The sequence below is a fragment of the Pseudomonas sp. TNT2022 ID642 genome (genome assembly GCF_028656995.1).
In the GTDB taxonomy this organism is placed as follows: Bacteria; Pseudomonadota; Gammaproteobacteria; order Pseudomonadales; family Pseudomonadaceae; genus Aquipseudomonas.
Genome location: NZ_JAMDGW010000037.1, coordinates 41,538 through 57,317 on the forward strand (window position 1 = coordinate 41,538; position 15,780 = coordinate 57,317).

The following is a 15,780-nucleotide window of genomic DNA, read 5'->3' on the forward strand; positions in this document are numbered from 1 at the left end:
AAACCGTCTCAAAGTGCGCAAGAAGTTGCGCAGTGCTGTGCAACTTCTTGCGCACTCGGCTACAGGGCCCGTGTGACATGGGCTGCAGGAGATTGGCGGGCGTTTTTTCGAAGGCCGGTGCGCAAGAAGTTGCGCAGTTGGGCGGCTGATCGATTTCTGACAAATCGAGGGCGATTGCACTGATCTCAGCGTGAACAGGCGAAGGCCGGCAGTGGATCTTCAGCAGGTTCGAGGTCTGTTTCGCGGTATCCTGCGCGTTCTGATTACGGACGCTTTTCCATGCTGGTGATTTCCAACAACGTGCATCTGCCGGATGCCGAGATCGAACTGACCGCCATCCGCGCGCAAGGCGCCGGTGGGCAGAACGTCAACAAGGTCTCCAGCGCCATGCACTTGCGCTTCGACATACCGGCCTCGTCGTTGCCCGAGTTCTACAAGGAGCGGCTGCTGGCGCTGCGTGACAGTCGCATCACCAGCGACGGCGTGTTGATCATCAAGGCGCAGCAATACCGCACGCAGGAAGCCAACCGCGCCGATGCGCTGGAGCGTCTGGTCGAGCTGATCCTCAGCGCGACCAAAGTCGAAAAGAAACGCCGTCCGACCAAGCCGACCCTCGGCTCAAAGAAGCGTCGGCTCGAATCGAAAACCAAGCGTGGCAGCATCAAGGCCGGGCGCGGCAAAGTGGACTTCTAGTCTACGCGATACTTGGCGGTGTGCTTGTACAGATACACGCTCAGTGCCAAGCCGCTTAGCGAGGCGAGGGCAGCAAACAGGAAGATCGAGGCAAAACCGAATCCTGCCGCAATCGCCCCGGCCAATGGCCCGGTGATCCCCAGCGACAAGTCGATGAACAGCGAGTAAGCGCCAACGGCTGCGCCGCGACTGGAGGCCGGCACCAGATTCACCGCTTCCACACCCAACGCCGGGAACACCAGCGAGAAACCAAACCCGCTCAACGCCGCACCGGCCAACGCCCAATGTGCGTCCGGCGCCAGCCACAACAGCAACAAGCCGAGGGTTTCCACCGACAGACAGGCAATCGCCACGCGAAAGCCGCCGAGGCGGTTGATCAGGTTGCCGAACAGCAGCCGCGCACCGATGAAGCTGGCGCCGAACAGGCTCAGGCACAACACCGCGTTGTCCCAATGCTGGGTCGCGTAATACAGGGTGATGAAGGTGGCGATGGTGCCGAAGCCGATCGAGCCCAGTGCCAGACCGCAACCGTGGGGAAACACTTTGCCGAGCACATGCATGAACGGCAGACGCTCGCCGGCGACAATCGGTGCCGGCGTTTTCGGCCAGGCCAGCAACAGGCCCAGCGCGGCGAGCAGGATGATGCTGACGCCCATGCTCCACAAACCCAACTGGCCGACCAGCCACACGCCGAACGGTGCGCCGATCGCCAGTGCGCCGTAACTGGCGATGCCATTCCAGGAAATCACTTTGGCCGTGTTCGCCGCGCCAACGCGGCCGATGCCCCAGCCAATCGAGCCGGAACCGACGAGGCTTTCGGCGCTGCCCAGCACCAGACGGCCAATTAACAGACTGATCAAACTGAACATCGGCATGCTCGGTGTCCATGCCGAAATCAGCATGAACACACCGCTCAAGCCGCACCCGGCGAGGCCAATCATCACCGCGCGTTTGCTGCCCTGGTTGTCGATGATCTTGCCGGCGTACGGGCGGCTGAGCAGGGTGGCGAGGTATTGCACGCTGATCACCAGACCGGCAATCACCGCGCCAAAGCCCAGGTCACTGTGGACATAACCCGGCAACACCGCGAGCGGAATGCCGATGTTCAGGTAACCGATAAAGGTGAAGAGGACGATGGAAACGACTTGCAGCGTGACCGCCAGGGGGCGCTGGGGTTCTGGCATAGAGGACGACATGGGTAACGATCCACGGGAGCGGCAGATTAGATAGGCTGCTTATGATACCGACGTGGACGGATCTGGGGCGGGAAAAGTAAAACTATTTGCCGGGTGGGCGCTTCAGGACTTGGCCGGGGTAACCAGTTGTGTGGTGACCAGCGCCGCCAGGGCATTTTCTTCGCTGCCGAAACGGGCGAGCAGGGCGGCTTGTTTCTCGGGCGAGAGACGATTCCAGATCTCGATCATTTTCTCGGTGGCGCCGATCAGTACGGCAGCTTGGCTTTCGGAGAATTCGTCGGTCATGGCGGGCTCGGGGTTCAGGCAGTGTGGAAAGCGCATGTTAGCGCTTTCCACACGGTCTGTACGACGGGTCTTACTCTTCGTTGTCGGCCGGGCGGCTCTCAACGGCTTCTTTCGGCTCGGGTTGCCCCGCGCCGGCTTGTTGCGTGGTCGTCTGCTCAGGTACGTGCAGGCTTGGGAAGGGGAGATTAGGAATCTCGTGCATGGTTGCGCTCCTCGCTAAGTCTGTTGATAGATCTGGTAGATCCGCGCTTCTTGAAAGCCTGCGCAGGATACAGCAGGAAAAATGACAATCAGACTTTTAATTCAAATTAATGCGACAGATGGCCGCAGGGGAGGGCAAAACCCAAAGGTCACCACAAACAAATGTGGGAGCTGCCGAAGGCTGCGATCTTTTGATCCTGCTTTAGAAACAAGATCAAAAGATCGCAGCCTTCGGCAGCTCCTACAGGGGTACTGCGGTGCTTTGACTATTTGCAGACGTTAGCGATGGCTTCGGCCAGCAGCGCGAGGCGCGTTGCGTCGATACCGGCGACGTTCGCCCGGCCCGAGCTGACCATGTACACGCTGTGATGCTCACGCAGTTGTTTCACTTGCTCCGGTGACAGGCCGGTGTAAGAGAACATGCCGCGTTGCACGCCAATGTGCGCAAAGCGCTCGCGCAAGCCGTGTGGCTCCAGCGCTTCGACCAGGCCGCTGCGCAGTTGCGCAATCCGCAGGCGCATGGCTTCCACTTCATCGGCCCAGCGGGCTTTCAGTTCTGGATCGGCGAGGATGGTCGCGACCACTGCCGCGCCGTGATCCGGCGGCGTCGACCACAGGTTGCGAGCGATGTTGGCCAGTTGGCTGCGGATGTCGATGAGCTTGTCGGCGGTTTTCGCGCAGACGATCAGCGCACCGGTACGGTCGCGGTACAAACCGAAGTTCTTCGAGCAGGAACTGGTGATCAGCAACTCGGGCACTTCAGCCGCGAACAGCCGGGTCGACCATGCATCCTGCTCCAAGCCATCGCCAAAGCCCTGGTAGGCAAAGTCGATCAGCGGCAGCAGATTACGGCTGCGCACCACGTCCAGTACACGCTGCCAGTCGTCATGATTCAAATCGAAACCGGTCGGGTTGTGGCAGCACGCGTGCAGCAGCACCACATCACCTTTCGGCACTTCGTTGAGCACAGCGAGCATGGCTTCGACGTCGAGGCGGTTGTCACTGCCCACGTATGGGTAGTGACTGACCTTGACCCCGGCCGTGGCGAAAATGGTTTCGTGGATCGGCCAGGTCGGGTTGCTCAGCCACACGCCTTTGCCCGGCAGGCACTGGGCGATGAAGTCAGCGGCCAGACGCAGGGCACCGGTGCCGCCCGGGGTCTGGGTGGCGCCGGCACGCTGCTCGGCGATCAGCTTGGAGTCGGCGCCGAGCACCAGCTCGTTGATGACTTTGCCGAACAGCGGGTTGCCGTGGCCACCGATGTAGGTCTTGGTGTCCTGGCTTTCGACCAGTCGCGCTTCGGCGATTTTCACCGCTTCCGGGATCGGCGTCAGGCCTTGGGCATCCTTGTAGACGCCAACGCCCAAGTCGAATTTGCGCGGGTTGGCGTCCTGCGCATACGCCTCCATCAAGCCGAGGATCGGGTCGCCGGGTACCCGGCCAATGGCGTCGAAGTGCATTACTTGCGTCCTTCTGCAGTCTTGGCCACTTCGTCAGTGCGCGCGGCCATGATGAAGTCGTTGCGATGCAGGCCTTTGATCGAGTGGCTCCACCAGGTCACGGTGACTTTGCCCCACTCGGTCAGCAGGCCCGGATGATGACCTTCGGCCTCGGAGATCTCGCCGACCGCATTGGTGAAGGCCAGCGCGTGTTTGAAGTTCTTGAACAGGAAGACTTTCTCCAGCTGCATGATGCTGTCGCGTACTTCGATGTTCCAGTCAGGGATCTGCTTGATCAGGATCGGCAGTTCTTCGTCGCTGACTTGTGGCGCATCGGCGCGGCAGGCTTCGCAGTGGGCTTGGTTCAAAGTGGACATGGCGTATTCCTGAAATCGAGTGTGTTTTTTTTATTAAAGCGTTGGAGCCGTCAATGCCGTCACGCTAAACCAAAGTGGCGGCGACTGACAGGCTCAATTGTCAGCAAAAGTCGCGGGTCACGCGGCTTTCGGTTTCGGCGGAAACTTCGGTGCGTGCAGACCCAACTGCATGCCTTGGCGAACCATGGCCATGATGTCTTCATGGGCCACGTCGAACAGACGCTTGAGGTTCGGCAGGACAAAGTACAGCGGTTGCAGGATGTCGATGCGATACGGCGTGCGCATGGCTTCGAGCGGATCGAAGGCTTGATGCTCAGGCTCGTCCGACAGCGAGTAAACGGTTTCTTTCGGTGAGGACAGAATGCCGCCGCCGTAGATGCGCTTGCCTTGCGGGGTGTCGACCAGGCCGAACTCGATGGTCATCCAGTACAGGCGCGCCAGGTACACGCGTTCTTCTTTGGTCGCTTGCAGGCCGAGCTTGCCGTAGGTGTGGGTGAATTCGGCGAAGTACGGGTTGGTCAGCAGCGGGCAGTGACCAAAGATCTCGTGGAAAATATCCGGCTCTTGCAGGTAATCCAGCTCTTCGCGGGTACGGATAAATGTCGCGACGGGAAACTGCTTGCTGGCGAGCAATTCAAAGAAGGTCTGGAAGGGAATCAGCGCCGGAACACGGGCGACCTGCCAACCGGTGGTCGCGCCGAGCACCTTGTTGATCTCGCCGAGTTGCGGGATGCGGTCGTGGGGCAGACCGAGTTTTTCGATACCGTCCAGATACTCCTGGCAGGCACGCCCTTCGATCACTTTCAACTGGCGAGTGATCAGCGTGTTCCACACCGCGTGTTCTTCGGCGGGGTAGTCGATAAAACCTTGCGCATCGGGCTCGCGGGCCACGTATTGCGTCTGCTTCATACTGCTCTCCTGCTAGGGGAATTCGTTCTTGTTATGTCCAGCGATGGACTCAGAATTACCTGAGAGCGGGTTGATGTGCAGCAGGTTGAATGGCCTGCGCGTGGGAAATTTCTCTTTAATTCGTAAAGTTATCGTTACGGTTTGGCGGATATCTCGCGTTTGTGGTGATTGGCGGGTTTGAAAAGGCGCTTGGCTGTCACATAATCTTGACAACTATCTGCGTGCCACCACAGAAAAGTCTGGCGCGGTCCCCCTGTAGGAGTGAGCCTGCTCGCGATAGCGGTGTTTCAGTCAGCATCAATATCAACTGACCCAAAGCCATCGCGAGCAGGCTCACTCCTACAGGTTTCTCATCGTTTATTCGGGCGATTTATATGCGCATCAAAGTCCACTGCCAGAACCGCATCGGCATCCTGCGCGACATCCTCAACCTGCTGGTGGCGTACGGGATCAACGTCGCGCGCGGTGAGGTCGGTGGCGAGCATGGCAATGCGATCTATCTGCACTGCCCGAACCTGATCAATATCCAGTTCCAGGCGCTGCGGCCGAAGTTCGAGGCGATTGCCGGGGTGTTCGGCGTCAAACGGGTAGGGCTGATGCCCAGCGAGCGTCGGCACATGGAGTTGAATGCGCTGCTCGGCGCGCTGGAGTTTCCGGTGCTGTCGATCGACATGGGTGGCTCGATCGTGGCGGCCAACCGTGCGGCGGCGCAGTTGCTCGGTGTGCGGGTCGATGAAGTGCCGGGGATTCCGCTGTCGCGTTATGCCGAAGATTTCGACTTGCCAGAGCTGGTGCGCGCCAACAAATCGCGAATCAACGGCATGCGGGTCAAGGTCAAGGGCGACATCTTTCTTGCCGACATCGCGCCGCTGCAATCGGAACACGACGACAGTGAAGCCATGGCCGGCGCAGTGTTGACCTTGCATCGCGCCGACAGAGTGGGCGAGCGCATCTATAACGTGCGCAAGCAGGAACTACGTGGCTTCGACAGCATCTTCCAGAGTTCGAAAGTGATGGCCGCCGTGGTGCGTGAAGCGCGGCGTATGGCCCCGCTGGATGCGCCGCTGTTGATTGAGGGCGAAACCGGCACCGGTAAGGAGTTACTGGCGCGTGCCTGCCACCTCGCCAGTCCGCGCGGGCAGTCGCCTCTGATGGCGCTCAACTGCGCCGGCCTGCCCGAGTCGATGGCCGAGACCGAACTGTTCGGCTACGGCCCTGGCGCTTTTGAAGGGGCGCGGGCTGAAGGCAAACTCGGCCTGCTGGAGTTGACCGCGGGCGGCACATTGTTTCTCGACGGCGTCGGTGAAATGAGCCCGCGCTTGCAGGTGAAGTTGCTGCGCTTTCTACAGGACGGTTGCTTCCGACGGGTCGGCAGTGATGAAGAGGTTTATCTGGATGTGCGGGTGATCTGCGCCACCCAGGTGGACTTGTCGGAGCTGTGCGCGCGCGGCGAGTTTCGCCAGGATTTGTACCACCGCTTGAACGTGCTCTCGTTACACATCCCGCCGCTGCGTGAATGCCTCGACGGACTGACGCCGCTGGTCGAACACTTTCTCGACCAGGCCAGTCGGCAGATCGGTTGCTCGCTGCCGAAACTGGCGCCGGCGGCGATGGATCGGCTCAGTCATTACCACTGGCCGGGCAACGTGCGGCAACTGGAGAACGTGCTGTTCCAGGCGGTTTCGCTGTGCGACGGCGGCACGGTGAAGGCCGAGCATATTCGTCTGCCGGATTACGGCGTGCGTCAGCCGCTTGGCGATTTCTCGCTGGAGGGTGGGCTGGACGAGATTGTCGGGCGCTTCGAGAAAGCGGTGCTGGAGCGGTTGTATTCCGAGCATCCGAGCAGTCGGCAGTTGGGTAAGCGGCTGGGGGTTTCGCACACCACCATTGCCAACAAACTGCGTGAGTATGAAGTCGGCAAAGAGTCGGGCAGCACGTGATCGTTCCCACGCTCTGCGTGGGAATGCAGCCCGGGACGCTCCGCGTCCCAAAGCGGACGCAGAGCGTCCATTGAGGTATTCCCACGCGGAGCGTGGGAACGATCATTCGAGGGATTGCCGCCAAGCGGCATAACACCGCCGGTTTTTCGACTTCGATACATTTCAAATTTCCCCTCATCATCCCCCAAGTCCTTTGTTTACCGGGCCTTTGTGCGCCAGAAAAAAGTTGGTCTGCAAATTGCTTATGGCTCAGCAGTACAGCGGTGGGCGGCAAACGTCCGGCATGCAGAGGAAAGAGTGTGGACAAGTACCTTTATGTGGCAATGACCGGCGCCAGCCAGAATGCGCTGGCGCAAAAGGCGCATGCCAACAACCTGGCGAACATCTCCACCAACGGTTTTCAGCGCGACCTGGAACAGGCGCGTTCGATGCCGGTGTTCGGTGACAGCTTTCCGGCGCGTGCGTTTGCCATGAGCGAACGGCCCGCCACCGATTTCACCCCGGGCTCGCTGGTGCAGACCGGTCGTGACCTCGACGTCGCGGTGACCGGCAACGGTTTCATTGCCGTGCAGAACCCTAACGGCGGCGAAAGCTACGTGCGCACCGGCAGCCTCAACGTCGACGCCCTCGGTGTTCTGCGCGCCGGCAACGGCATGCCGGTGATCGGCAACGGCGGTCCGATCGCCGTGCCGCCCGAGCAGCAGATCGAAGTCGGTGAAGACGGCACCATCAGTATTCGTGCGATGGGCGAAGGCCCGCGCGTCATGGCGGAAGTCGACCGGATCAAACTGGTCAACCCGGACATCAAGAACATGAACAAGGGCCTCGACGGCTCGATCTACACCAAGGACGGCCAGCCGGCGCAGGCCGATGCCAACGTCAAACTGGTGTCGGGTTTCCTTGAGTCGAGCAACGTCAACGCCGTCGAAGAGATGACCTCGGTGCTGGCCCTGGCCAAGCAGTTCGAGTTGCACGTCAAGATGATGAACACCGCCAAAGACGACGACCAGGCCATGGCTCGGGTCTTGCAGATCAGCTAATTATCAGAACGTCGCGCCGTAAAACAGGCGCACGAGGAGAATCGAATGCTTCCGGCTCTATGGGTTGCCAAAACCGGTCTGTCCGCCCAGGACACCAACCTGACCACCATTTCCAACAACCTGGCAAACGTGTCGACCACGGGTTTCAAACGTGATCGCGCCGAGTTCCAGGACTTGCTCTATCAGATCAAGCGTCAGCCAGGCGCCCAGTCGACTCAGGACAGTGAACTGCCGTCGGGTCTGCAACTGGGTACCGGTGTGCGCATCGTCGGCACCCAGAAAAACTTCACCGCCGGTAGCCTGCAAACCACCGAACAGCCGCTGGACATGGCCATCGACGGTCGCGGTTTCTTCCAGATTCTGCAGCCGGACGGCACCACGTCCTACACCCGCGACGGTACGTTCCACCTCGATTCCAATGGCCAGATCGTTAACGCCAGCGGTTTCGCACTGGAACCGGCCATCGTCATTCCGAACGATGCCCAGACCTTCACCGTCGGCCGTGACGGCACCGTGTCCATCACGGTTGCTGGCAACGCTGCGTCGCAGGTGATCGGCAACCTGCAAACCGCCGACTTCATCAACCCGGCCGGTCTGCAAGCCGTGGGCAACAACCTGTTCCTGGAAACTGCCGCTTCCGGCGCGCCGCAAGTCGGCACCCCGGGTCTGGCCGGTTTCGGTACCACCCTGCAGAACACCCTGGAAACCTCCAACGTCAGCACGGTTGAAGAGATGGTCAACATGATCACTACTCAGCGCGCTTACGAGATGAACTCCAAGGTGATCTCCACCGCTGACCAGATGCTCTCGTTCGTAACGCAGAATCTGTAATCAAGTCTATGAGGCGGCCATGAGGTCGCCTGCAACACCGTGAGGTAGGGTCATGAATCGCTTTGTATCTGTTCTGGCATTGAGTGGGGTCGTCTCGCTCGCGGGCTGCGTCGCTCCGACGCCCAAGCCCAATGACCCTTACTACGCCCCGGTGTTGCCGCGCACGCCGTTGCCGGCTGCGGCCAACAACGGCTCGATTTATCAGGCTGGCTTCGAGCAGAACCTGTACAGCGACCGCAAGGCTTTCCGGGTCGGTGACATCATCACCATCACCCTGAACGAGCGCACGCAGGCGAGCAAGAATGCCAACTCGCAGATGGACAAGAACAGCGACAACAAGGTCGGTCTGACCTCGTTGTTCGGCTCCAGCCTGACCACCAACAACCCGATCGGCGGCAACGACCTGAGTCTGAACGCCGGCTACAGCGCCGACCGCTCGACCAAGGGCGACGCCAAGTCCGGGCAGAGCAACAGCCTGACCGGTTCGATCACCGTGACCGTCGCTGACGTGCTGCCCAACGGCATCATCGCCGTGCGTGGCGAGAAGTGGCTGACGCTGAACACTGGTGACGAACTGGTGCGCATCGCCGGCCTGGTACGCGCCGATGACATCGCCACGGACAACACCGTGTCGTCGACTCGGGTCGCCGATGCACGCATCACCTACTCGGGTACCGGCGCATTTGCCGATACGAGTCAGCCAGGCTGGTTCGACCGTTTCTTCCTCAGCCCGCTGTTCCCTTTCTAGGTGGCTACGTTGAATCTGAAAAGCTTCATGCTGGCGGCGACCCTGATGTCCGCCGCTTTTGCTGCCCACGCTGAGCGGCTGAAAGATATCGCCAGCATTTCCGGCGTGCGTTCCAACCAGTTGATCGGTTACGGCCTGGTGGTCGGGCTTAATGGCACCGGCGACCAGACGACGCAAACCCCGTTCACCCTGCAGACCTTCAACAACATGCTCTCGCAGTTCGGCATCAAAGTGCCGCCGGGATCGGGCAACGTGCAGTTGAAGAACGTCGCGGCAGTGTCGATCAGTGCCGACTTGCCGGCGTTCGCCAAGCCAGGTCAGCAGGTCGACATTACGGTGTCCTCGATCGGTAACTCCAAGAGCCTGCGTGGCGGCACGCTGTTGCTGACCCCGCTCAAGGGTATCGACGGCAACGTCTACGCGGTCGCTCAGGGCAACCTGGTGGTCGGCGGTTTCGATGCCGAAGGGCGTGACGGTTCGAAGATCACCGTCAACGTTCCGTCGGCCGGTCGCATTCCCGGCGGTGCCTCGGTGGAGCGTTCGGTGCCGAGCGGTTTCAACCAGGGCAACAGCCTGACGCTGAACCTCAACCGTTCCGACTTCACCACCGCCAAACGTATCGTCGACAAGATCAACGACATGCTCGGCCCTGGCGTTGCGCAAGCCATCGACGGTGGATCGATCCGCGTCACTGCGCCGCTCGATCCAAGCCAACGCGTCGACTACTTGTCGATTCTGGAAAACCTCGAAGTCGATCCGGGTCAGGCGGTGGCGAAAGTCATCATCAACTCGCGTACCGGTACCATCGTCATCGGCCAGAACGTGAAAGTGTCGCCAGCCGCCGTGACCCACGGCAGCCTGACCGTGACCATCACCGAAGACCCGATCGTCAGCCAGCCGGGCCCTCTGTCCAATGGCCAGACCGCTGTCGTGCCGCGCTCGCGGGTGAATGCCGAGCAGGAAGCCAAACCGATGTTCAAGTTCGGCCCGGGTACTACCCTCGACGAGATCGTGCGGGCGGTGAACCAGGTCGGCGCGGCACCGGGTGACTTGATGGCGATCCTCGAAGCCTTGAAGCAGGCCGGCGCGTTGCAAGCCGACCTGATCGTGATCTGAGGCCGACCGTTATGGATATGCGCAAAAGCGGTCTGGTCAGCAGCAGCGATTCGGGTTCCTACTCGGACCTCAATCGTCTGAACCAACTCAAGGTCGGCGACAAGAACAGCGATGCGAACCTGCGCAAAGTCGCGCAGGAATTCGAGTCGCTGTTCCTCGGCGAAATGCTCAAGTCGATGCGCTCGGCGACCAACGCCCTGGGTGAAGACAACCCGCTCAACACGCCGGCGGCCAAGCAGTATCAGGAAATGTACGACCAGCAACTGGCCGTTTCCATGTCCCGCGAGGGCGGTGGCATTGGTCTGGCCGACGTGCTGATGCGGCAGATGTCGAAGAACAAACCGCTGGCACCGGGCGAAGCCGCTGCTGCGTCCGCCGCCAAGCAGGAAGAAGCCAAGGCAAAAGCCGCGGCCGTGGTCACACCGGTTGCCGCTGGCACCGTTGCCACCAACGGCCCGTTGTCGCGCCTCAATGGCGAGCGTCCGTTGTGGGCGTCGCGTTCGGTGAATGCGCCGAACACGCAACTCGCCCATCGCAATGACATGGAAATGATCAACCAGCGTCGTCTGGCCTTGCCGCCGAAACTGGCCGATCGTTTGCTCGCCGGGCTGGTGCCGTCGGCCACACCGACGGCAGCGACCCAGTTGCCGCAACGCGCCGCGACCGCTGCCACGACCGGGGCCGGGCCGCTGTACAACGGCGACTGGCTGGCGCGCGCCGAGGGCGAAAAAGCCTCTGGCGCACAGATGCAGGTCTACGGTCGCGCCATGGCGCAGATTCCGCTGGCGCCGGCGAAAAAGGCCTTCAGTTCCGCCGACGAATTCGTCAACACCATGCTGCCGATGGCCAAGGAAGCGGCCGACCGCATCGGCGTCGATCCGCGTTATCTGGTGGCACAAGCGGCCCTGGAAACCGGTTGGGGCAAGTCGGTCATGCGCGCTCAGGATGGCAGCAGCAGCCACAACCTGTTCGGCATCAAGGCGAGCAGCAACTGGAAGGGCGATTCGGCCCGGGCGATCACCAGCGAGTTCCGCAATGGCGAGATGGTCAAGGAGACGGCTGAGTTCCGTTCCTATGCCTCGTACAAGGACAGCTTCCACGATCTGGTGACTTTGCTGCAGTCCAATAATCGCTATCAAGATGTCGTGAAGTCTGCCGATAACCCAGAACAGTTTGTACGCGAGTTGCAAAAGGCCGGTTACGCCACCGACCCGAACTACGCAAGCAAGATTTCGCAGATTGCCAAGCAGATGAACAGTTTCCAAAACTACGCTGCGGCGGGTGTATCCACCACGCCTTTATAAGGCACAAGGTATAAGGTCTGAACCATGAGTTTGCTCAATATCGGGATGTCGGGACTGTCGGCCAGCCAGTCCTCTTTGGCTACGACAGGCAACAACATTGCCAACGTCGACACCGCCGGTTATTCACGCCAGCAAACCGTGCAGGGCACCAAATCCTCGCAGCAGTACGGCAGCGTTTTCATCGGCACGGGCACGACCCTGGCTGACGTACGCCGGGTCTACAACTCCTACCTGGAATCCCAACTGCACACGGCGACCTCGCTCAACAGCGAAGCGGCGTCGTACCTGGCGCAGGCCACGCCGCTGGATTCCACGTTGTCCGACACCAACACCGGCCTGACCGGTGTGCTGCAAAAGTTCTTCACGACGATGCAGGGCGTATCGACGTCTGCGACCGATGACACCTCGCGCCAATCGGTGCTGACCGGTGCGCAGGCGCTGACCAGCCGCTTCAACTCCATCGCCAAACAGCTCAACGACCAGAACACCACCATCAACGGCAGCCTCGGCGACATGGCGGCCCAGGTGAACAAACTGGCCACCTCGATTGCCAACCTGAACCAGAAAATCGGCGAGATCTCCACCAGCGGTGGTGCGCCGAACGATCTGCTCGACAGCCGTAATGAAGCCGTACGCCAGTTGTCCGAGCTGACCGGCGCGCAGGTCGTTGAGCGCGGCACCAGCTTCGACATCTACGTCGGTAGCGGCCAGCCCCTGGTCATTGGCAACTCCGCCAACTCCCTGAGCACCGTGCCGCTCAAGGATGACCCATCGCGCATGGGCATCCAGATGGATCGCGGTTCGAGCACCATCGACATCACCTCGGTGATCAGCGGTGGCGAAATCGGTGGTCTGCTGACTTATCGCAAAGAGGTTCTCGATCCATCGCTCAATGAGCTGGGCCGAGTGGCGCTGGTGATCGCTGATCAGGTCAACAGCCAGCAAGCCCAGGGCATCGACAAAAACGGTGACTTCGGCGCAGCGCTGTTCAACAACATCAACAGTGCCGCGCTGATCAGCCAGCGCAGCATCGCGAAGGACGGCAACAGCGCAGGTTCGGGCAACCTCGATGTGACCATCAAGGACAGCGGCAAGCTGACCACCAGCGATTATCAGGTCACGTTCACCAGCGCTACCGACTACTCGGTCAAACGTTCCGACGGCACCGATCTGGGCACCTTCAGCACCACCACCAATCCACCGCCAGTGATCGATGGTTTCACCCTCGCGCTGAAGGGTGGTGCGTTGAGCGCCGGTGACAGCTTCAAAGTGACGCCGACCCGCAATGCGGCCGCGAGCATCCAGACGGTGCTCACCGATCCGAAGAAAATTGCTGCGGCCGGTCCGTTGACCGGTGTGGCCAGCGCCAACGGTCTGGGCAATTACACCCAGCCGACGCTCAGCTCCAAAATCGATATCTACAACCCGACTGCCCAGGCTGACATGCAGGCGGCGCTGAAGAACTCGACGCCGGTCAAACTGGTGTTCGGTGACGTCACCGGTGGCAGCCAGTCTTACACCTTTGTCGATGCAAAGGGCGGCCTCATCAGCAGCGGCACCATCGTGCCCGGTCAATCGAACACGCTGGACCTGAAAGTCGGCATCGTCGATGCCAGCGGCAACCCGGTACTGGACACCAGCGTCACGCCGAACGTGCAGAAAACCTTCTCGGTGCAGACCACCGTTGGCGGCACGCCGAAGCCTGGCGAAACCTTCACCATGAACCTGACCGGTGCGGCGTCGTCGGACAACCGTAACGCGCAAGCGCTGGTTGGCCTGCAGACCAAGCAGACGGTCGATACCGGCTCGGCGAGCAAAGGCATCAGCCTGACCGACGCCTACAACAAGCTGGTGACCAACGTCGGTACCAAGACCGCTCAGGGCAAGTCCGATATCACCGCGACCACGGCGATTCTGGATAACGCCAAAGACGCGCGCGACTCTCTGTCCGGGGTCAACCTGGATGAAGAAACCGGCAACCTGGTCAAATACCAGCAGTACTACACAGCGTCTTCGCAGATCATCAAAGCTGCGCAGGAAACTTTCGCCACGCTGATCAACAGCCTTTAAGGAGTCGTAATTCATGCGCATTTCCACCGCCCAGTATTACGGAACGCAAGCTTCGGACTATCAGCGTAACTTCAACAAGGCTGTCGCTACCGCCAGCGAGGCGAGCAGCCTGCAGCGCATCACCAACGCCTCCGATGATCCGATCGGCGCCGGTCGGTTGCTGCAACTGGGCCAGCAGGCCGCGATGCTGGATCAGTACAAGACCAACGTCGACACCACCACAAATTCGTTGAATGTGCAGGAGTCCACGCTGGATTCCATCACCACCGCACTGGCGCGTGCCAAGGAACTCGCCCTGGCCGCCAACACCGGCACGCGCACCGACAAGGATCGCCAGGCTTACGCTTCGGAACTGAGTCAGATCCAGCAACAAGTGCTGGGCCTGATGAACTCCAAGGATGCCAACGGCAACTACATGTTCTCCGGTTCGAAGACCGATACCGCGCCGTACTCGCAGAATGCCGACGGCACTTACACCTACAACGGTGACCAGACCACGATCAACCTGGGCATCGGCGACGGTATGACGGTCGGCACCAACACCACCGGTTGGGATGCCTTTCAGCAGACCATCAACACCGGCCGCACCAGCACCAACATGACGGCTCCGGCAGTGGATGACGGCCGTGTCGTGCTGTCCAGCGGTACCGTCGGCAATGTGGCCACCTACAACTCCAAGTTCTCCGGTGGTCAGCCGTACACCGTCAGTTTCGTCAGCAGCACCCAACTGCAAATCACCGATGCGCTGGGTAACGACGTGACGGCCGAAGCCAGCCAGAACGGGGCGATCGTCAACACCACCGGCACCAACCAGACGGTCAGTTTCCGTGGCGTCGACCTGAAGCTGAACATCAACCTGAAAACGGGTGACACCAACCCGGACGCGGTCATTGCCGGGCACAGCTTCCAGTTGTCGACCCAGCCTGACTCGTTCACCACCGCGCGCAGCCCGGGCAACCCGTCTACTGCGGTGATTACCGGTTCGACCATCACCGACCAGTCGGCCTATACAAACGCCTTCCCGCAAGGCGGCGCGGTGCTCAAGTTCACCAGCGCCACGGCGTTCGATCTGTATGCGGCGCCAGTCACTGCGGACAGCAAACCCGTGTCGTCCGGCACCGTGGCTGGCGGCAACGCGACCGCTGCGGGCGTGACTTTCGCGCTGGGCAACACGCCGGCCGCTGGCGATCAGTTCTCGATCCAGCCGAACAATCACCAGACCCAGAACGTGCTCGACACGCTGGGCCAGATGATTACGGCATTGAATATGCCGATCGACGGTGATGATGTTGCCAAGCAGAAGTTTCAGGGTGTCATGGAGTCGGGTCTCGGCAACATCGACGCCGCCACCAACCAGATTGGCGCTTCTGTCACCACCATTGGTGCCCGTGGCCAGGCGCTGGAGATGCAAACCGCGACGAACCTGAGCCTGAGCACGGCGAACACCACGACCCAGGGCTCGATCCGTGATTCGGATCCCGCCGAAGTCATGACCCGCCTGACCCTGCAGCAGACTATGTTGCAAGCCGCGCAGTTGGCGTTCAGCAAGATCAGCCAGTTGGGTCTGTTCAACAAGATCTGACGGTTAACGGGCGCGTGAGCGCCCGTTTGCTCCATCCTTCAAGTAATGT

15 protein-coding genes are annotated in these 15,780 nt (G+C 60.6%); 9 read left to right on the forward strand and 6 right to left on the reverse strand.

Annotation, left to right across the window (positions count from 1 at the left end; all coding sequences use genetic code 11):
- Positions 1–279 precede the first annotated feature (279 nt).
- On the forward strand, positions 280–693 hold the full coding sequence (gene arfB, locus M5G26_RS27560; RefSeq protein ID WP_007920134.1) for an alternative ribosome rescue aminoacyl-tRNA hydrolase ArfB: 414 nt from the start codon (positions 280–282) through the stop codon (positions 691–693).
- On the opposite strand, the gene M5G26_RS27565 is transcribed toward arfB, so the two are convergent.
- The 6 genes from M5G26_RS27565 to phhA form a co-directional block, all read right to left on the reverse strand.
- Entirely contained in the window at positions 690–1,877 is a 1,188-nt protein-coding gene (locus M5G26_RS27565) for an MFS transporter (protein ID WP_273917035.1), read from the reverse strand. The genes arfB and M5G26_RS27565 overlap by 4 nt on opposite strands.
- A gap of 114 nt (positions 1,878–1,991) precedes the next feature.
- A complete protein-coding gene (locus M5G26_RS27570; protein WP_273917011.1) occupies positions 1,992–2,210 on the reverse strand; it encodes a hypothetical protein in 219 nt (72 codons plus the stop codon).
- A 34-nt stretch (positions 2,211–2,244) separates the two neighbouring features.
- On the reverse strand, positions 2,245–2,376 hold the full coding sequence (locus M5G26_RS27575; RefSeq protein WP_016987951.1) for a hypothetical protein: 132 nt from the start codon (positions 2,374–2,376) through the stop codon (positions 2,245–2,247).
- A 265-nt stretch (positions 2,377–2,641) separates the two neighbouring features.
- Positions 2,642–3,835, reverse strand: coding sequence for an amino acid aminotransferase (locus tag M5G26_RS27580; RefSeq protein ID WP_273917012.1), 1,194 nt, complete (start codon positions 3,833–3,835; stop codon positions 2,642–2,644).
- A complete protein-coding gene (locus tag M5G26_RS27585) occupies positions 3,835–4,191 on the reverse strand; it encodes a 4a-hydroxytetrahydrobiopterin dehydratase (RefSeq protein WP_003222798.1) in 357 nt (118 codons plus the stop codon). The genes M5G26_RS27580 and M5G26_RS27585 overlap by 1 nt, the downstream gene beginning before the upstream one ends.
- A gap of 117 nt (positions 4,192–4,308) precedes the next feature.
- Positions 4,309–5,100 (reverse strand): phenylalanine 4-monooxygenase, encoded by a 792-nt coding sequence (gene phhA / locus M5G26_RS27590; RefSeq protein WP_150692169.1) that lies wholly within the window; start codon positions 5,098–5,100, stop codon positions 4,309–4,311.
- A gap of 374 nt (positions 5,101–5,474) precedes the next feature.
- Between phhA and M5G26_RS27595 the strand changes: the two genes are divergently transcribed.
- The 8 genes from M5G26_RS27595 (at position 5,475) to M5G26_RS27630 (ending at position 15,731) form a co-directional block, all read left to right on the forward strand.
- On the forward strand, positions 5,475–7,040 hold the full coding sequence (locus tag M5G26_RS27595; protein ID WP_095050155.1) for a sigma-54-dependent transcriptional regulator: 1,566 nt from the start codon (positions 5,475–5,477) through the stop codon (positions 7,038–7,040).
- 299 nt (positions 7,041–7,339) lie between these two features.
- On the forward strand, positions 7,340–8,080 hold the full coding sequence (locus M5G26_RS27600) for a flagellar basal body rod protein FlgF (RefSeq protein WP_038363771.1): 741 nt from the start codon (positions 7,340–7,342) through the stop codon (positions 8,078–8,080).
- Between the two features lie 45 nt (positions 8,081–8,125).
- Positions 8,126–8,911 carry a flagellar basal-body rod protein FlgG gene (flgG, locus tag M5G26_RS27605; RefSeq protein ID WP_007920118.1) on the forward strand — a complete coding sequence of 262 codons (786 nt, stop codon included), beginning with the start codon at positions 8,126–8,128 and terminating at the stop codon, positions 8,909–8,911.
- A 52-nt stretch (positions 8,912–8,963) separates the two neighbouring features.
- Entirely contained in the window at positions 8,964–9,659 is a 696-nt protein-coding gene (gene flgH, locus M5G26_RS27610) for a flagellar basal body L-ring protein FlgH (RefSeq protein WP_038363773.1), read from the forward strand.
- Between the two features lie 27 nt (positions 9,660–9,686).
- Positions 9,687–10,775 (forward strand): flagellar basal body P-ring protein FlgI, encoded by a 1,089-nt coding sequence (locus tag M5G26_RS27615; RefSeq protein ID WP_163013628.1) that lies wholly within the window; start codon positions 9,687–9,689, stop codon positions 10,773–10,775.
- 11 nt (positions 10,776–10,786) lie between these two features.
- Positions 10,787–12,079, forward strand: a complete 1,293-nt coding sequence (gene flgJ / locus M5G26_RS27620; protein WP_134178360.1) for a flagellar assembly peptidoglycan hydrolase FlgJ — start codon at positions 10,787–10,789, stop codon at positions 12,077–12,079.
- Positions 12,080–12,103: 24 nt separating this feature from the next.
- Entirely contained in the window at positions 12,104–14,149 is a 2,046-nt protein-coding gene (gene flgK, locus M5G26_RS27625; protein WP_038363780.1) for a flagellar hook-associated protein FlgK, read from the forward strand.
- A 13-nt stretch (positions 14,150–14,162) separates the two neighbouring features.
- The gene (locus M5G26_RS27630; protein ID WP_038363782.1) at positions 14,163–15,731 is read left to right on the forward strand and encodes a flagellar hook-associated protein 3; all 1,569 of its coding nucleotides are present in this window, start codon (positions 14,163–14,165) and stop codon (positions 15,729–15,731) included.
- Positions 15,732–15,780: the final 49 nt, after the last annotated feature.